At 69.6% G+C, this 17,118-nt stretch carries 13 protein-coding genes; 9 read left to right on the forward strand and 4 right to left on the reverse strand.

The annotated features are described in order from the left end of the window. The first annotated feature begins 227 nt into the window (after nucleotides 1–227). The 3 genes from AC27L4_RS24410 to AC27L4_RS24420 all read left to right on the forward strand — a co-directional run bounded on the left by AC27L4_RS24410 (nucleotide 228) and on the right by AC27L4_RS24420 (nucleotide 4,929). Nucleotides 228–2,279, forward strand: coding sequence for a hydantoinase/oxoprolinase family protein (locus AC27L4_RS24410; RefSeq protein ID WP_487145091.1), 2,052 nt, complete (start codon nucleotides 228–230; stop codon nucleotides 2,277–2,279). An 11-nt stretch (nucleotides 2,280–2,290) separates the two neighbouring features. Continuing rightward, complete coding sequence (locus AC27L4_RS24415) at nucleotides 2,291–4,183, forward strand: hydantoinase B/oxoprolinase family protein (RefSeq protein WP_487145092.1); 1,893 nt, start codon at nucleotides 2,291–2,293, stop codon at nucleotides 4,181–4,183. 83 nt (nucleotides 4,184–4,266) lie between these two features. Further along, entirely contained in the window at nucleotides 4,267–4,929 is a 663-nt protein-coding gene (locus tag AC27L4_RS24420) for an SRPBCC family protein (RefSeq protein WP_487145093.1), read from the forward strand. A 100-nt stretch (nucleotides 4,930–5,029) separates the two neighbouring features. On the opposite strand, the gene AC27L4_RS24425 is transcribed toward AC27L4_RS24420, so the two are convergent. The 3 genes from AC27L4_RS24425 to AC27L4_RS24435 all read right to left on the reverse strand — a co-directional run bounded on the left by AC27L4_RS24425 (nucleotide 5,030) and on the right by AC27L4_RS24435 (nucleotide 8,740). Beyond that, nucleotides 5,030–5,344, reverse strand: coding sequence for a hypothetical protein (locus tag AC27L4_RS24425; RefSeq protein ID WP_487145094.1), 315 nt, complete (start codon nucleotides 5,342–5,344; stop codon nucleotides 5,030–5,032). Between the two features lie 368 nt (nucleotides 5,345–5,712). Next, nucleotides 5,713–7,254: a malonate--CoA ligase gene (locus AC27L4_RS24430; protein WP_487145095.1), complete on the reverse strand. Its 1,542-nt coding sequence runs from the start codon at nucleotides 7,252–7,254 to the stop codon at nucleotides 5,713–5,715. A gap of 46 nt (nucleotides 7,255–7,300) precedes the next feature. Next, entirely contained in the window at nucleotides 7,301–8,740 is a 1,440-nt protein-coding gene (locus AC27L4_RS24435; protein WP_487145096.1) for a malonyl-CoA decarboxylase, read from the reverse strand. Nucleotides 8,741–8,916: 176 nt separating this feature from the next. Between AC27L4_RS24435 and AC27L4_RS24440 the strand changes: the two genes are divergently transcribed. Beyond that, entirely contained in the window at nucleotides 8,917–9,684 is a 768-nt protein-coding gene (locus tag AC27L4_RS24440; protein WP_487145097.1) for a creatininase family protein, read from the forward strand. A 25-nt stretch (nucleotides 9,685–9,709) separates the two neighbouring features. On the opposite strand, the gene AC27L4_RS24445 is transcribed toward AC27L4_RS24440, so the two are convergent. Beyond that, nucleotides 9,710–10,606, reverse strand: a complete 897-nt coding sequence (locus tag AC27L4_RS24445; RefSeq protein WP_487145099.1) for an IclR family transcriptional regulator — start codon at nucleotides 10,604–10,606, stop codon at nucleotides 9,710–9,712. A gap of 82 nt (nucleotides 10,607–10,688) precedes the next feature. Between AC27L4_RS24445 and AC27L4_RS24450 the strand changes: the two genes are divergently transcribed. The 5 genes from AC27L4_RS24450 to cutA all read left to right on the forward strand — a co-directional run bounded on the left by AC27L4_RS24450 (nucleotide 10,689) and on the right by cutA (nucleotide 17,095). Then, on the forward strand, nucleotides 10,689–12,128 hold the full coding sequence (locus AC27L4_RS24450; RefSeq protein WP_487145100.1) for an amidase: 1,440 nt from the start codon (nucleotides 10,689–10,691) through the stop codon (nucleotides 12,126–12,128). Then, the gene (locus tag AC27L4_RS24455; protein WP_487145101.1) at nucleotides 12,125–13,036 is read left to right on the forward strand and encodes a DMT family transporter; all 912 of its coding nucleotides are present in this window, start codon (nucleotides 12,125–12,127) and stop codon (nucleotides 13,034–13,036) included. The genes AC27L4_RS24450 and AC27L4_RS24455 overlap by 4 nt, the downstream gene beginning before the upstream one ends. A gap of 257 nt (nucleotides 13,037–13,293) precedes the next feature. Then, nucleotides 13,294–14,151 carry an FAD binding domain-containing protein gene (locus AC27L4_RS24460; protein ID WP_487145102.1) on the forward strand — a complete coding sequence of 286 codons (858 nt, stop codon included), beginning with the start codon at nucleotides 13,294–13,296 and terminating at the stop codon, nucleotides 14,149–14,151. 14 nt (nucleotides 14,152–14,165) lie between these two features. Further along, nucleotides 14,166–14,696: a (2Fe-2S)-binding protein gene (locus AC27L4_RS24465; protein WP_487145103.1), complete on the forward strand. Its 531-nt coding sequence runs from the start codon at nucleotides 14,166–14,168 to the stop codon at nucleotides 14,694–14,696. Nucleotides 14,697–14,707: 11 nt separating this feature from the next. Then, a complete protein-coding gene (cutA, locus tag AC27L4_RS24470) occupies nucleotides 14,708–17,095 on the forward strand; it encodes an aerobic carbon-monoxide dehydrogenase large subunit (RefSeq protein ID WP_487145104.1) in 2,388 nt (795 codons plus the stop codon). Nucleotides 17,096–17,118: the final 23 nt, after the last annotated feature.

Genomic DNA, 17,118 nt, shown 5'->3' on the forward strand with positions numbered 1-17,118 from the left:
GGATCGCGACTCGGCGTGGGGCCGGCCGCCGCCCGAGCAGTCCCCGAAGCCCCCCGTTTGCACGGTCTTTCCCAACGCGGCGCCGCGCCGACGGCCCGTCGGCCGGCCATCGCGTCCTTCGCCGAAGCGCATCTTCGCCGCCTTCCCAATGGCGACCGCTTGCCAGTCCGGATTTTCATATGCATAATATGAACATGGTATCCACTATATGGATATTGGAGGACGGCATGGGGTTGCGGATCGCCATCGACACGGGCGGCACTTTCACGGATGTGGTGGCCATCGACGAACGGACGGGCGGGATCACCGCCGTCAAGACTCCCTCGACGCCGGCCGATCCGAGCATCGGGCTGCTCAACGGCGTGCAGAAGGTGCTTGACGAGGTGGGCAGCACCCATGCGGACGTGCGCATGCTGCTGCACGGCTCGACCGTGGCGACCAACGCCGTGCTCGAGCACAAGTTCGCCGGGCTGGGGCTGGTCGTCACCCGCGGCTTCCGCCACATGATCGAGATTGCCCGCCAGTCCGTGCCGGACGGCTACGGCAACTCCTTCTTCTGGGTGAAGCCGCCGCGTCTGGTGCCGCTGCATCTGGTGCGCGAGGTACCGGGCCGCATGGCCTTCGACGGCTCCGAGCTTGAGCCCCTGGACGAGGCGGCGACGCTGCAGGCGGTGCGCGAGCTGGTCGAGGACGGCGTCACCTGCATCGGCGTCTGCCTGCTGCACGCCTACGCCAACGGGGCCCATGAGGAGCGCATCGGCGCCCTGATCCGCGAGCATTTCCCGGACGTGTTCGTCTCGCTCTCCTCGGTGGTGCTGCCGGAATACCGCGAATATGAGCGGGCGATGACGACGCTGATCGACGTCCTGGTGAAGCCCTACTGCAAGACCTATCTGCAGAACGCCGCCGACCGCATCCGCTCCCAGTCCGGCGACATCCCCTTCCTGATCATGCAGTCGAACGGCGGCGTGGTGAAGCATTCGACCGCCGGCGAGCGGCCGGTGACCATGCTGCTGTCGGGGCCGGCGGCCGGCATCCTCGGCTCGATCCACATGGCCCATCTCGCCGGCTTCAAGGACATCCTGACCATCGATGTCGGCGGCACGTCCACGGACGTGGCCATCATCGAGAACTACAAGCCGATGTACACCTCGTCCTCCATGGTCGAGAGCTATCCGGTCAAGACGCCGATGCTCGACATCGTCACGGTCGGCTCGGGCGGCGGGTCGATCGCCTGGACCGACCCCTATGGCCAGCTCAAGGTCGGGCCGAAGAGCGCCGGGGCTGATCCCGGGCCGATCTGCTACGGCCGGGGCGGCACCAAGCCGACGGTCACCGACGCCGCCATCGCGCTCGGGCGCCTGCCGGCGGCGCTGATCGGCGGCGCCATCAAGCTCGACCTGGAGGCCGCGCGCAAGGCCTATGCCGAGCTCGGCCGCGAGTTCGGCATGTCGGCCGAGGAGGTGGCGGCCGGCGCGCTGGAGATCGCCGCCGTCAACCAGGTGTTCGGCATCCGCCAGGTCACGACCACCCGCGGCCGCGACCCCGGTGCCTATGCCATGGTCGCCTTCGGCGGCGCCGGCGGGCTGTTCGCCACCGAGGTCGCCGACTTCCTCGACATCCGCACCATCGTCTCTCCGCCCAATCCCGGCAATCTCTGCGCCTTCGGCCTGCATGTCTCCGATGTGCGGCGCGACTATATCCGCACCCTGGTGCGCCAGCAGTCGAACGCCGACGTGGCCGAGATCCTGGCCGCCTGGGACGAGCTTGCCCGCGGCGGCCTCGCCGACGTCGCCGCCGAGGGCATCCCGGAGGACAAGGTCGAGATCCATCGCATCGCCGACGTCCGCTATTTCGGCGAGGGCCACGAGGTGCAGGTCGACATTCCCGCCGGCCTTTCCGGCGAGGCGGCGATCGCGCACATGTGGAAGGATTTCCACCGCGTTCACGATCAGACCTTCGGCTTCCACTACGAGGGCGAGCAGGACGTCGAGCTGGTCAATCTGCGCGTCCAGGCCGTGGGCGTGCAGCACCGGCCGACGCTGAGCCCCGACACGGTCAGCCGCGAGCCGGCCCGTCCCTTCGCCAGCCGTGAGGCCTATTGGCGCCGGACCGGCTGGATCGACTGCCCGCTCTACCGCCGCACCGAGCTCGCCGTCGGCCAGTCCGTCGCCGGGCCCGCCATCATCGAGGAATATGGCTCGACCGTGGTGGTGCCGACGAGTTGGAGCGTGCGGGCCGACGCCTACGGCAATCTGATTCTTGAAAAGAGCCAGTGAGGGAGGGGACCATGCTGGACAAGACGCGCACGACGCTCGGGCCGATCGAGCTCGAGGTCATCCACGGCACCATCCGCGCCGCCGAGCTGGAGATCGAGGCGGCGGTGGAGCGCACCGCGCGCTCGCCGATGATCCGCGACCAGCACGACTATCGCGTGGCGCTGTTCGACGCCAAGGGCCGCAAGCTCACCGGGCGGTCCTATTCGGCGATCGTCGAGCCGGTGTTCGAATATTTCGGCGCCGACGACATCCATCCCGGCGACGTGTTCTTCTGGAACGACCCGTACAACTCCTGCGGCGGCATCGGCCACGTCCCGGATCTGTGCACCACCGTGCCGATCTTCCACGGCGAGCGGCTGATCGGTTTCAGCCAGGTCTTCGGCCATCACGACGACATTGGCGGCTCCGTGCCGGGCAGCTTGCCGGTGCACGCCACCGACAGCTGGATGGAGGGCGTGCTGATCCCGCCGATCAAGCTCTACGAGCGTGGCAAGCTGAACGAGGCGGCGTTCAAGATCATCATCCGCAACTCGCGCCTGTCCGAGCACCTGGCCGGCGACCTCGACGCCGAGATCGGCGCCGCCAAGCTCGGCTCGCGCCGCATCGTCGCCCTGGCCGAGCGCTACGGCGTCGAGACGCTGGAGGCGGCGTTCGACCAGATCCTGCGCAACACCGCCGAGATCTTCCGCCGCGAGATCCTGCCGCGCATCAAGGACGGCGAGTACCATTTCGAGGACTATATCGAGGCCGACGGCGTCGATGAACCGCGCCTGCATGCCCTGCGCATCAAGATGACCAAGACGCCGGAGAAGATCATCCTCGACTTCACCGGCACCGACCCCGAAGCCAAGGGGCCGATCAACTGGTCGCTGGACGAGGTGGAGGGACGCTACTTCCGCAAATGGCTGGCGCCGACCCTGCGCTCCCTGGCTGCCTCGCCCGAGCGCGCCGCCGAGATCGACTCCAACGAGGGCGTTCTCGACGTCATCGAGGTGGTCTTCCCGGAGAAGGGCACGCTGATCACGCCGACCTTCGGCAAGCCGACGGGCATGCGCTTCTTCCTGATGCTGCGCACCCTCGGCTCCTTCGCCGCGTGCCTGTCCAAGGCGACCGGCGGGCGCATGCCGGCCGACCACGAGACCATCCGCATCTGGGGCGTCACCGGCGGCCGGCGGCAGGAGGACTTCTACTTGTTCCGCGAGGTGCTCGGCGGCGGCAGCCCGGGCCGGCCCTGGGCCGACGGCTCGGACGTCGTCCACATCGTGCCGAACTCGAAGAACCTGCCGGCCGAGTTCTCCGAGACGCGCTATCCGATCCTGGTCGAGCAACTCGGCCTGAAGCAGGGCTCGGGCGGGCCGGGCTACCATCGCGGCGGCTTCGGCTACGACAAGCGCATCCGCACGCTGGGCGAATGCCGGCTGATCTCCAACGCCGATCGGTCGCTGCTCGGCTGCTACGGCGTCAACGGCGGCAAGGCCGGCGACAACTACCAGGTCTCCGTGGTCGAGCCCGACGGCCGCGAGACCTCCCATCCCGGCATGTGCGACACGGTCACCGTCGCGCCCGGCTCGGTGATCCGCATCGTCACCACCGGCGGCGGCGGCTGGGGCGACCCGCTGCAGCGCCCCGTCGACAAGGTGGTCGAGGACGTCGCCTGCGGCCTGGTCTCGCCCGAATCGGCCCATGACGACTACGGCGTCGTGCTGATCCGCGACGGGCGCAAATGGTCGGCCGACGCGGGAGCGACCGAAGCTCGGCGCAAGGCCCTGGCCGAGGCGCGCGGCGTGCCGCCGATGTTCGACCGCGGGCCTTATTTCGCCCGGTTGAAGGCTGCCGGAAAGGTCTCGAGGCCGGAGGGCTGGACGGACCCCGACGCCGGCTGGTACGCGCAACCCGTCGCCTGATGTCGGCGGCCGCGCCCCCGGCAGGTTCTCCCGAACCTGCCGGGGGCGCGGCCTCCGAAGGCTGCCTGGAGGGGAGCTAGGTAATGAAGATCACGCAATCGTTCGAAGTGGCCCGTCCCCTGGCGGCCGTATGGGACCTGTTCCAGGACGTGCCGGCCGTCGCGGCCTGCATGCCGGGAGCGGAGCTGACCGAGGACAAGGGCGGCGGGCGCTATGCCGGCCGCGTCGGCATCAAGCTCGGCCCCTTCGGCGCCTCATTCGAGGGCGAAGCCGAGGTGACCGCCAATCCCGCCGAGCATAGCGGCCACGCCGAGGGCCGCGCCCTCGACAAGAAGGGCGGCAGCCGTTCCAAGCTGGTGCTCGACTATCGCCTGGCCGAGGTCGCGTCCGGCACGCGTGTCGACATCGATGCCGATGTGCAGCTGTCAGGCCCGATCGCCCAGTTCGGCCGCACCGGCATCATCACCGAGACGGCCGGCATCCTGATCGGCCAGTTCGTCCGCAACGTCGAGGCCCGGCTCGCAGCCTTGCCGCCGGCGCCGGCCGCGGCGCCCGCTCCCGCGGCGGCGACTGCGACCCCGGATGCGCCGGCTCCCACCGTCGCCATGCCTACGGCGGCCGCCGCGCCGGCCGCAGCACCGCTGCCGCCGGCCGCGCCCGGTGGGGAAAACCAGATCAGCGCCCTGCGCATCCTCGGTCTGCTCATCGCCTCCTTCTTCCGTCGCCTGGTCGGTCGGCAGGCGTAGCTTCGGGCGGCGGGACTGCCCTTCCGGCTGGGAAGGGAGAATGGTGCGAACGCAGGGACGGGTTTGCCGTCGCGGGTGAGCCGGAGAAGCGAGGACGCCGCTATGTCCGATCGACTCTCGCGGACTTTTCTCGAATGAAGGGCCGCGCAGCGGCTGCAATCTTCGATAGGAACGACGGGCTGAATCGACCGAGAACCTCGGCGTTCGGATCGAGACAGCAGGACGTCTCCGCGATATCGTAGTTGACCTCGGAGACGGTGATCCAGGCGTCCTTCCACTCACGCAGGCCGGCGCGACGGCGTTCAAGGGGCGGAATCGTCAGGGCCGTCTGATCGGATCGCGGCGGCGTGCCTGAGATGGCAAGCAGCAGGACATGGGTGGCCTTGTCCGATGGGACGGCCAGCAGAAGACACACGGGCCGCTCCTTGCTGCCCTCCGTTTCGCGCCTGTCGGCCTGCCGGCGCCAGAGATAGGGGTAGACCAGGACAGATCCAGTCGTCGGCAGGGCCTCATTGTCTCGACGGCCTCCATGGCTGCCGATGGCGGCGCCAGAGCCTGCTCCTGCCCGTCGCGCCGCCGAACACGCAACTTGAGGCGGTCAGCTTCGGCCAGTTTGGGCAAAGGCGCTGCCATCTTGCGATCACGGTCCGACAGACCGGCAAACTGGACAACCTGGTTGGCCATGGCAATGCCTCCTTGCCGGGCCAGGAAGGCTTGCATCAGGTGTATCTGCAATAACTGAAGGCGGAGAAGCCAAAGTCACTTGCGGCTCGTTGCCGGCTCCTACCCGTACAACCCCGCATAGGTCTGGCGCATCAGGGCCTTCTGGACCTTGCCCATGGCGTTGCGCGGCAGGTCGTCGACGAAGATCACCCGCTTGGGCAGCTTGAACTTCGCCAGCCGGTCCTTGAGGTGGCGCAGGATCTCCTCCTCGCTCGGCGCGGCGCCGGCGGCGCCCACCACCACGGCGGTGACGCCCTCGCCGAAATCCTTGTGCGGCAGCCCGATCACCGCCGATTCGACCACGCCGGGGATCTGGTCGATCTCGCTCTCGACCTCCTTGGGATAGACGTTGAAGCCGCCGGTGATGATCAGGTCCTTGCCGCGGCCGACGATCGAGACATAGCCGTTCGGGTCGATCCGGCCGAGATCGCCGGTGATGAAGAAGCCGTCGGCACGAAATTCCTCGGCCGTCTTCTCCGGCATGCGCCAATAGCCCTTGAACACGTTCGGCCCCTTGACCTCGATCATGCCGATCTCGCCGGCGGCGAGCGGTGCGCCCGTCGCCGGGTCGGCGACGCGCACCGAGGTGCCGGGCAGCGGCAGCCCGACGGTGCCGGCCAGGCGCGCGCCCTCATAGGGGTTGGAGGTGTTCATGTTGGTCTCGGTCATGCCGTAGCGCTCGAGGATGGCATGGCCGGTGCGGGCTGAGAATTCGGCATGGGTCTCGGCCAGCAGCGGCGCCGAGCCGGAGACGAACAGGCGCATATGCGCCGTCGCCTCGCGGGTCAGGCCGGGATGCTGCAGCAGGCGGGTGTAGAAGGTCGGCACGCCCATCATCGTCGTCGCCTGCGGCAGCAGGGCGAGCGCTTCGTCGGCGTCGAATTTCGGCCGGAACAGCATGGTGCCGCCGGCGAGCAGCAGCGTGTTGGTCGCGGTGAACAGGCCGTGCGTGTGATAGACGGGCAGGGCGTGCAGCAGCGTGTCGGCGGCGGTGAAGCGCCAGGTCTCGACCAGCGCCAGGGCGTTGGAGGCGAGGTTGCCGTGGGTGAGCATGGCGCCCTTCGAGCGGCCGGTCGTGCCCGAGGTGTAGAGAATGGCGACGAGGTCGTCCCAGCCGAGCGGCACGTCGGCGAAGGCGCCGTCCTCGGCCAGGGCCCTGTCCATCAGGCTGCCGTCGCCGGCCGTGCCGAGCGAGACCGTGGCAGCGACGCCGTGGCGTTCGCCGAGGCTCCGCAGGGCCTCGACGCGCTCGGGCATGGCGACGATGACGCGGGGCTGGGCGTCGCCGACGAAATAATCGAGCTCGGCCAGGGTATAGGCGGTGTTGAGCGGCAGGAAGACGGCGCCGGCCCGGGCGCAGGCCAGGAACAGCCCGATCACCTCCGGGCTCTTGTCGACCTGCACCGCGACGCGATCGCCCTTGACGACGCCGAGCCCCGCCAGGGCCTGTGCCATCCGGCCGGCGAGGGTCCAGAGATCCGCGAAGCTGAGGTCGCGGCCGTCGGCGTTGCGGATGAACGGCTTGTCGGGCGCGGTCATCCGGGCGCGGACGAGGGCGGGGAGGCTGGTGACGGTCGGATCGGCCGGATAGGACCACGTCATGGCGGACTCGCGTCTGGTTCTCTGGGTGGGGGCTTGGAAAGGTTCGTCAGGCGCCGGGGCTGGTTTCGCGCGACTGGCGGGATTGCTCGGGGGGCGTGGTCGCGGCGGGGGCCGGTGAAGCCCGCCCCGTCAGCCGCGACAGGCCGAGGCCGAGGCCCGGCTTCTCGACGGCCAGGAGCTTGCGCACCGCGGTCGAGCAGGCGATCTCGCCCTTGTTGGCGAAGGCTTCGTGGTTGGCTTCGATGGTCGGCAGGTCGTAGAGGTAGTTCACCATCACGCCGTGCGATTGCCGCAGGCCCTTGGCCGAGAGATCGGCGCCGGCATGGATCTTCTCCAGCCGGGCTCCGTTGCCGAGGTGGAAGCGCGCCACCGGGTCGAGCGGGCGGCGATTGGCGCTCTTGGCCTCGACGAGATAGGCCGCCGCCGCCTTGAGCAGGGCCGGCTCCAGCGCGGTGCGGGTCTCGGACGAGGCGTGCCAGTCCGGCTTGTCCAGCGCGGCGAGGCCGTCGTCGGCCGTCGCTTCGCCGCGCCGCCGCCCGGCCAGCCAGCCGGCGAAGCCGGGCAGGGGCGACAGGGTCACGAAGGTCTTCAGGTTGGGCATCTCGCGCACGAGATCCTCGACAACCTGCTTGATCAGGAAGTTGCCGAACGAGATGCCCTTCAGCCCGGCCTGGGTGTTGGAGATCGAATAGAACACCGCCGTATCCGCCCGGTCGGGCTCGATCGGCGTGCGCGTGTCGGCGAGCAGGCGGTCGACACGGCCGGGAATGCCCGATGTCAGCGCCACCTCGACGAAGATCAGCGGCTCGTTTGGCATTTGCGGGTGGACGAAGGCGAAGCAGCGCCGGTCGCACGGCTGCACGCGGCGGCGCAGGTCGTCCCAGTCCTGGATCGCGTGCACCGCCTCGTAGCGGATGATCTTCTCCAGGATATGGGCGGGCGACGACCAGTCGATGCGCTGCATCAGCAGGAAGCCGCGGTTGAACCACGAGCTCAGGAGGTGGACGAAATCGCGGTCGACGGCGTCGAATTCGGGGTGCTCGCCCAGCTGGCCGAGCAGCGCCGCCCGCATGCCGACCAGGGCGGCCGTGCCGCCCGGGGCCAGGTTGATGCGTCGAAACAGCTCCTGGCGCAGCGGCTCGGCCGCGCTGGAGAGGTCCTGCGCCGTCGTCGGGGTGCGCGCGGCACGCCAGGCCTCGACCGCCGCCTCCAGCCGCCGCTCGTCGGCGCAGAAGTCGCGCGCCAGCGTGCCGAACCAGGCGAGGCGGCCCTCCGGCGTCAGGGCGTCCCAGGCGGCCAGGAGCTGCATGGCCAGGGCGACGCCCGAGGCTTCGCCGCGGCTGGAGATCAGCCGCCGCGCCAGCTCGGTGATCGGGCTGGCCGATGCCGGCGCCGCGGCGCCGCGGCCGAGCAGCCGGCGGCTGCGCTCGGCGATGCTGCCGAACAGCTCGGTCATGAAGGCGGTGTCGCGCTCGAACGCACCCATGCTCCCCTCCGTCAATCGTCGCCATCATATGCGATGGCGCACCAACCCTCAAAAAGGCGGTTGCCTGCGCGGCGATCTGATGTTCATATTGTAAACATCGTATCCATATTTTGAGTATGGCTTTCAAGCCTCTCCCACGCAAGCCCGAACCGAACGGAGCCGCCATGGAACACCGCATGTCATCGATGACGCAGATGGAAATCGCCGAGGCGATCGCCGCAAAGCGGGCGGTGATCCTGCCGACCGGCGCCACCGAGGCGCACGGGCCGCACATGCCGACCGACACCGACACGCACCAGGCCGAACACATCGCCTGGCTGCTGGCCCAGCGCATCGGTGCCCTGGTGGCGCCGCCGCTGGCCTACGGCATCTCCAAGACCTTCGAGTTCTTCCCCGGCACGATCTCCCTGTCGATTCCGACCTATCAGCTCATGCTGTTCGAGGTCGGCTCGGCCCTGATCAAGCAGGGCTTCGAGCACCTGATCATCCTCAACGGCAACCGGCCGAACGGCACCGCCAACGACGCGGTGGCGCGCCATCTCGTCGACGAGCTCGACACGGCCCATACCTTCAAGGTGTCGGCCGTCAGCTACTGGGAGCCGGGCGCGGCCAGGGTGCACGCGCTGCGCAAGTCGGTGCCGGGCGGCATGGGGCATGGCTGCGAGTTCGAGACCGCCTTCCAGCTCGCCACCCGGCCGGAGCTTGTCAAGATGGAGCGCCTTGCCGGCGCGCACTACGGCCCGGTCGGCTGGGATCTGGTCGCGCCGACCGAGCCGACCCGCACCTATATGCGCCGCCCGCGCCCCGAGGCCGGCCATGCCGCGATCTTTGGCGACCCCACCCACGCCACCGCCGAGGCGGGCGAGGTCTTCATCGCCACCGTGGTCGATGCCCTGGAGGAGACCTTCCGCAACCTGCGCGGCTCCTACGAGGAGCGGCGCTGAGCGGGAAGGGCGGGGCTGCGGGCAACTAGCCGTGCTGGCGCTGCTGCCCGGGCTTCCATCCCAGGTCGATGGAGATGGAATGGGCGGCATGCACCAACTGCTCCTGCAGCTCCTCGCGCTTCTTCTCGTTCTTCGCCAGGGCCTTGCGGAAGACGAAGCACAGGCAGGCGATGACCCTGGCGGAGCCGTCGCGGATCGGGGCGGAGATCGAGCCGGTGAAGGGCTGCACGTCGGCGATGGTCAGGGAGATGCCGCTCTCGCGCACCCTGGCCAGCACCTCGCGCAGGACGTCGGGATCGGTGATGGTCTCGGTCGTCAGCCGCTCGAGATCGCGTGCGAGATAGGCCTCGATGAAGGCCGGCTCCTCATAGGCCAGCAGCACATGGCCCTTGGAGCCGCAATGCAGCGGGAAGTGATAGCCGTAATGCGCCTTGGTGATGTCCTCGTCGACGCGCTGGTGCGAGTAGATCGCCACCGACTGCCAGCCCACCCGCTCCACCACCTGCATGGCGACGCCGTCGACCGCCTCCAGCCGGGCGAGGTAGGGCATCGCCACCTTGAGCACCCGGTGATTGGAAAGATAGGCCGAGCCGACATACCACAGCCGCGGGCCGATCTCGTAGCGGTTGGTCTCCGGATCGCGTCGCAGGAACTGCGCCTTCTCCAGCTGGATGATGGTGCGGTGCACCGTCGCCCAGGGCAGGTCGAGGGCACGCGTCACCTCCACCACCCGGCTCGGGGCGGCTGCGAGGAAGTCGAGCACTGCGAAGGACCGGGCCATCCCCCGCAGCGCCCCGGCCTTGGCCGGTGCCGCACCGCGGGAGGTCTTCTTGGCCGGCGCCTTGCCGCTTGCCGCCACCGGCGCCGCGACTGCCGGCGCCGTCCGTCGTGTCGATCCGCTAGAACGCTTCTGGGATGTCATGAGCCGCATTTCATCTGGTGACGAGCCATTCTTAGGTCAGGACTTCTATCCACTCAATGGATATGATAGCAACAATAAGGCTATGGGCGGGGGAGTTGCGGTCGTGAGCGGGCCGGCCTGGACGCTGTCGGCGCGGGCTGCCGTCGCTGGCCTGTCGCGTGGAGAGTTCTCGCCGGGGGAACTGCTGTCGGCGCTGCATGCGCGCATCGAGGCGGTCGATCCAGCGGTCAATGCCCTGCCAACCCTCTGCTTCGACCGGGCCGGACGGGCTGCTGCGGCGCTTGAAGCCAAGCCTCGCGGCCAGCGCGGTCTGTTTGCCGGCCTGCCCTGGCCGATCAAGGATTCCTACGCGGTCGCCGGCGTGCGCACAACCTATGGATCGCTCGCCTATGCCGACCATGTGCCTGCCCATTCCGACCATGCGGTCGAGGCCATCGAGGCGGCGGGCGGCGTCGTCTACGCCAAGTCGAACACGCCGGAGTTCGAGGCTGGCGCCAACACCTTCAACGCCGTGTTCGGCCACACCCGCAATCCCTGGAACCTCGCGCGCTCGGCGGGCGGTTCCTCCGGCGGAGCGGCCGTCGCGGTCGCCACCGGCATGGCCTTCCTGGCCCAGGGATCGGACTTCGCCTGCTCGCTGCGCTATCCCGCCGCGTTCTGCAACTTGGTCGGGCTCCGGCCGAGCCCCGGCCTGGTGCCGCAGGGCCCGAATGCCTTGCCGTTCCAGACGCTGTCCGTCATCGGCCCGATCGCCCGCGACGTCGCCGATGCCGGCCTCGCCCTCGACGGCATGGCGCGCTTCGACCCGCGCGACCCGCTGACGCGCCCGCGCGGGGAGGCCTCCTACCTCGCGGCCGCGCTGGCGCCGCGCCGCCCGCCCCGCGCCGCGTTCAGCATGGATCTCGGCGTCGCCGTCGTCGACGCCCCGGTGCGGACGTCCGTGGGCCGCGCCGTCGAGCGCCTGGCCAGGGAGGGGCTGGCGCTGGAGGAGGCCCATCCGGACCTTGGCGGCGCGAGCCGGGCCTTCCTGCCGCTGCGGGCCTTCCAGTTCGCCGCCCTGCGCCATGAGGCGCTGCGCCGGCACCGCGCCGCGCTGAAGCCCGAGGTCGTGTGGAACATCGAGGAGGGCTTGAAGCTCGCCGCGGCCGGCCTCGCCGCGGCCGAGGCGGAGCGCGCCGCCCTGCGGCGGGCCATACTCGCCTTCCTCGACGTGCACGGCGTGCTGATTGCGCCGACCGCGCCGGTCGAGCCCTTCCCGGTGGAGGAGCGCTACGTCGCCGAGATCGGCGGCCGCAAGCTTGCGACCTATCTCGACTGGCTGATTCTCGGCTATGCCGTCACTGTGTCCGGCTGCCCGGCGATCTCCATTCCCTGCGGGCTTAGCGCCGCCGGCCTGCCGGTCGGCATCCAGCTCATCGGCAAGCCCTATGGCGAGGCGGAACTGCTGCGCACGGCCGCCTGGTGCGAATCGGTACTCGGCTGCGGCCTGGCGGCGCCGATCGATCCGAGGGGGAGCGCGTGAGCCGGCCGGCCCTGCGCCGCCTGGAGCCTGTGCTGCTGCTGTTCGCGGCTGGATTTTGCATCGGCCTGATCTTCCCGCTCGGCAAGCTGGCCGCCGGGCACGGGCTGTCGCCGCTGGTCTATGCCGGGGCAAGCGCCGCCGGCGCCAGCCTCGTCCTGGCGCTGGCCTGCCGGCTGGCGGGCCAGCGGATCGCCGTCGACGCCGCGACCCTGCGCTACGCCGCCATCGCCGGCCAGATCACCTTCGCCATCCCGTTCGGCACGCTGGTGCTGGTGATGGTGCATCTCGGCTCCGGCGTGCCGGCGATCATCCAGGCGCTGGCGCCTGTCGTCACGATCGGCATCGCCTATGGGCTCGGCCTCGAGCGCCCGCAATGGGCGCGCGCCTTCGGGCTCGCGGTCGGCATGGCGGGGGCGCTGATCATCCTGCTCGCCCGCAATGGCGGCGGGGAGGGGGAGGGCGCAGGCCTGGGCTGGTATTTCCTGGCCCTGGTGACGCCCGTGTCCCTGGCGACGGGCAATGTCTTTCGCTCCACCCATTGGCCGGCCGGACGCGGTCCGCTGCCGCTGGCGATGCTGACACTGGCCGCGGCGGCCGCCGGCATCGCCGTGCTGATCGCGGTCCTGGCCCTCGTCGGCCAGGCGCCGAACCCGGCCGCCGGCCTGGCGTCGGGCTGGCCGCTCATCCCGGCCCAGAGCCTGGCGATGGGGATCGGCTATGCCTTCTTCTTCCGGCTGCAGCAGGTCGGCGGGCCGGTCTATCTCAGCCAGATCAGCTATGTGAACACCGGCGTCGGCGTCGCTTTCGCCGTGCTGTTCTTCGGCGAGCGGCTGTCGCCGTGGGTCTGGCTCGCCGTCGCGCTCATCCTCGTCGGGGTCGCCCTGGTCAACCGGACGCGGGCCGCCTGACGGCGCCGCGGGCGGACAACGGCTGTTTTTGAGCCGTTCCGGACAGCGTCGATATTGACATCGTCACTCGCGGCGGTATCCTCTTTTTAAATATGCTATCCAATATACGGATACAGAAAACAGTCAGAGCCCGCCCGCAAATTGGGCAGAAACGGGCAAGCCGCATCCAGGGACAGGCATCGGGCGCACCGTCGGTTGCCCGATTCCGCGCAGTCATCGTCCGGCCGCACGGCGCGTCCGGGCCATGGGGAGAGATCATGAAGCCGCCGCTCTTCGAATACACCGCCCCCCGCACCGTGCCGGAGGCCGTCGCGCTCCTGGCAGGCGACCCCGGGGCCCTCATCCTGGCCGGCGGCCAGAGCCTGATCCCGGCCATGAACCTGCGTCTGGCCAGCCCGAGCCGCCTGGTCGACATCCAGCATATCGAAGGCCTGCGCGGGATCGTGGTCGAGGGCGGGCAGATCGTCGTCCGGGCGATGACGCGTCATCGCGAGCTCGAGCTCGACGAGGCCGCGTTTTCAGCCAATCCGCTGATCCGCGAGACCATGGCGCATGTCGCGCATGTGCCGATCCGCAACCGCGGCACCGTCGTCGGCAGCCTGTGCCATGCCGACGCGGCCGCCGAGATGCCGATACTGCTGCTGCTCACCGGCGGCAGCCTTGTGGCCGAAGGATCGTCCGGCCGGCGCGAGATCGCCGCGCAGGATTTCTTCCAGTTCCACATGACCACGGCCCGCCAGCCCGACGAGGTGATCGTCGAGGCCCGCTTCCCCGTTCTTCCCGCCGGCGCCGGCTGGGCCTTCGAGGAGTTCACGCGCCGGCACGGCGACTATGCCATCGCCGCCGTCGGCGCGATCCTGCGCCGCGACGGCGGCCGTGCCCGTGTCGCGCTCGGCGCCTGCGGCATCGCATCGCGCCCGGTGCGCCTGGAGGCGGCCGAGGCCCTGCTCGAGGGTTCCGATTTCTCGCCCGAACGCATCGCCGCGGCCGGCGAGGCGGCCAAGGCCGCCGTCACGGCGCCCGACGACATGCATGCCACGTCGGCCTATCGCCGCCACCTCACGGCGGCGCTGGTGCGGCGGGCGGTCGAACGAGCCCTGGTGCGGGCTCAGTGAGTGGAGTGACCGGGATGACCCGTGGAAAGATCAAGCCCAAGCTTCCCGACACCTCCTGCGACCCGAAGGCGATGGTCACCCTGACCATCAACGGCGAGAGCGTCTCGCGCGAGGTCAGCGTCCGCATGCTCCTGTCGGATTTCCTGCGTCATGAGGTCGGCCTGAAGGGCACCCATGTCGGCTGCGAGCACGGCGTCTGCGGCGCCTGCACCGTGATGATCGACGGCGTCGCCGGCCGGTCCTGCCTGACCTTCGCCGTGCAGGCGAACGGCGCGCAGATCCGCACCATCGAGTCGCTCGCCGGCGAGGACGGCACCCTGCATCCGCTGCAGCAGGCCTTCCGCGACTGCCATGCCCTGCAGTGCGGCTACTGCACGCCCGGCATGATCATGAACATCCTCAGCCACTTCGAATCCGGCGTGCCGATCGACCTGTCGGAGGAGGCGATCCGCGACGTGCTGTCGGGCAACCTCTGCCGCTGCACCGGTTATCAGAACATCGTCGCCGCCGTCCGCCAGGCGGCGGACGCGATGGCTCGACCTTAAGGAGACGCGCCATGTCGACCAGGGCCTTCGGCTCGCGCGTCCAGCGCAACATCGACCCTCAGCTCCTGCGTGGCGAAGGCGCCTTCGTCGACGACATCCCGCTGGTCAACCCGCTGCACGTCGCCTTCGTGCGCAGCCCCTTCGCCCGGGCCAGGATCAATTCGATCGACGTCTCGGCCGCCGCCGCCCACCCCGGCGTCGCCGCCGTCTACACCTGCGACACCATCGGCGATCTCGACATCGCCATGCCGCTGCTGATCCCGCATCCCTCGATGACGGATGCGCGCACCCAGCGGCCGCTCGCCCGCGGCGACGTGCACTATGTCGGCCAGACCGTGGCGATGGTCGTGGCCGTCGACCGCTACACCGCCGAGGACGCGGCCGCTCTGGTCGATGTCGACTACGACCCGCTCGGCGTCGAGATCGACCTGGAGCGGGCGATCCTCGACGAGGCGCCGCGCGTCCACGAGACCCACCCCAACAACATCGCCGCGCATCTCGTGCAGGTCTGCGGCAAGCCGGACGAGGCCATCGCCGGGGCCGAGCACGTCACCCGCATCCGCGTCCAGGTCGATCGCTCCACCGCCGCGCCGATGGAATGCCGGGCCGTCGCCGCCGTCTTCGACGCCGTGTCGGGCGAGCTCACCGTCTGGGACGGCACCCAGGCGCCGATCTCGGTGCGCGGCGGCCTCGCCTCGATATTCAAGCTCGATGAGGACAAGGTCCGGGTCATCGCTCCGAACGTCGGCGGCGGCTTCGGCCAGAAAGTGCTGCTGTTCTATCCCGACGAGCTGCTGGTGCCGATGGCCGCCATGCAACTGGGCCGGCCGGTGAAATATATCGAGGACCGGCGCGAGAACTTCGTCGGCTCCAGCCAGGAACGGACGCAGATCCACTACATCGAGCTCCATGCCCGCAGGAGCGGCGAGGTGGTGGCGCTTCGCGACAGCTTCCTGCACGACACCGGCGCCTACATCCCCTACGGCATCGCCGTCGCGCAGGTCGCCTCGACCTCGATCGCCGGGCCCTACCGCATCCCCAACATCTGGGTCGAGTTCAAGGCCGTCTACACGCCGACCGTGCCGGTCACGCCCTATCGCGGCTGCGGCCGGCCGCAGGCCTGCTTCGCCATCGAGCGGGCGATGGACCAGCTCGCCGACGAGCTCGGCCTCGACCGTTTCGAGGTCCGGCGCCGCAACCTCGTGGCCGATCACGAGTTCCCGCTGCCGCGCCCCGGCCTCGTCTTCGCCGACGGCCTTGCCGTCAGTCTCGACAGCGGCCAGTACCACAAGGCGCTGGAGATGATGGCCGAGACGCTCGACGTGGCGAATTTCCCGGCCGAGCAGGAGAAGGCGCGCCAGGCGGGGCGGCATCTCGGCCTCGGCATGGCCTTCTACGTCGAGGGCACCGGTCTCGGTCCCTATGAGGGGGGGCACGTCAAGATCCACCCGATCACCGGCAAGGTCTATGTCAACACCGGCCTCACCTCGCAGGGGCAGGGCCACGACACGGTGTTCGCCCAGATCGTCGCCGACCAGCTCGGCGTCAAGGTCGAGGACGTCATCCTGGTCGAGGGCGACACCAAGGCCTTCGACTGGGGCGTCGCCACCTTCGCCAGCCGGGCGGCGGTGGTGTCCGGCAACGCCATCCACAAGTCGGCCCTGCTGGTCCGCCGCAAGGCGCTGCAGGCGGCCGCCAACATGCTGGAGGCCGCGGTCGACGACGTCGAGCTGCGCGACGGCGCCGCCTGGGTCAAGGGCACCGACCGCAAGGTGCCGCTGGCGGCGGTCGCCACCGCGACCAACCCGCTGCGCTACGCCTTCAACGAGGCGGCGAAGGCCGCCACCCAGTTTGCGCCCGCCAGCCGCCATGACGGCCCGGCCCTCGACGAGGGCGAGCATCCCGGCCTGGAGGCGACGGACTATTACAGCCCGGCCTGTGCCACCTGGGCCTATGGCGTGCACGGCGCCATCCTGGAGGTCGATCCCGAACTCTGCGCCGTCAAGGTGCGCCGCTACGTCTGCATCCACGACTGCGGCAACATGATCAACCCGACGATCGTCGAGGGGCAGGTGATGGGCGGCATCGCCCAGGGCTTCGGCGGGGCGATGTACGAGAAGATCGAGTTCGACGCCGACGGCAACCTGGTCAACGCCAATTTCGTCGACTTCCTCGTGCCCTACGCCACGGAGATCCCGCCGGTCGAGATCCTGCACCTGGAGACGCCGTCGCCGCTCAACCCGCTCGGCGTCAAGGGCGTCGGCGAGGCCGGATGCATTCCGGTCGGCGCCGTCATCGCATCGGGCGTCGAGGATGCCCTGCGCCCGCTCGGCGGCGGCCCGTTCCGCCACACCCCGATCACGCCGAGCATGATCCATCAGGCGCTGACCGCCGCCTGAGGCGCGGCCCATTCGCGATCGAT

The sequence above is a fragment of the Labrys sp. Lb11 genome, assembly GCF_057554225.1.

Bases quoted from the DNA above. Each gene is read 5' to 3' on its own strand.
- AC27L4_RS24410 (WP_487145091.1), top strand. From the start codon at position 228: ATGGGGTTGCGGATCGCCATCGACACGGGCGGCACTTTCACGGATGTG.
- AC27L4_RS24415 (WP_487145092.1), top strand. From the start codon at position 2,291: ATGCTGGACAAGACGCGCACGACGCTCGGGCCGATCGAGCTCGAGGTC.
- AC27L4_RS24420 (WP_487145093.1), top strand. From the start codon at position 4,267: ATGAAGATCACGCAATCGTTCGAAGTGGCCCGTCCCCTGGCGGCCGTA.
- AC27L4_RS24430 (WP_487145095.1), bottom strand. From the start codon at position 7,254: ATGACGTGGTCCTATCCGGCCGATCCGACCGTCACCAGCCTCCCCGCC.
- AC27L4_RS24435 (WP_487145096.1), bottom strand. From the start codon at position 8,740: ATGGGTGCGTTCGAGCGCGACACCGCCTTCATGACCGAGCTGTTCGGC.
- AC27L4_RS24440 (WP_487145097.1), top strand. From the start codon at position 8,917: ATGTCATCGATGACGCAGATGGAAATCGCCGAGGCGATCGCCGCAAAG.
- AC27L4_RS24445 (WP_487145099.1), bottom strand. From the start codon at position 10,606: ATGACATCCCAGAAGCGTTCTAGCGGATCGACACGACGGACGGCGCCG.
- AC27L4_RS24450 (WP_487145100.1), top strand. From the start codon at position 10,689: ATGGGCGGGGGAGTTGCGGTCGTGAGCGGGCCGGCCTGGACGCTGTCG.
- AC27L4_RS24460 (WP_487145102.1), top strand. From the start codon at position 13,294: ATGAAGCCGCCGCTCTTCGAATACACCGCCCCCCGCACCGTGCCGGAG.
- AC27L4_RS24465 (WP_487145103.1), top strand. From the start codon at position 14,166: ATGACCCGTGGAAAGATCAAGCCCAAGCTTCCCGACACCTCCTGCGAC.
- cutA (WP_487145104.1), top strand. From the start codon at position 14,708: ATGTCGACCAGGGCCTTCGGCTCGCGCGTCCAGCGCAACATCGACCCT.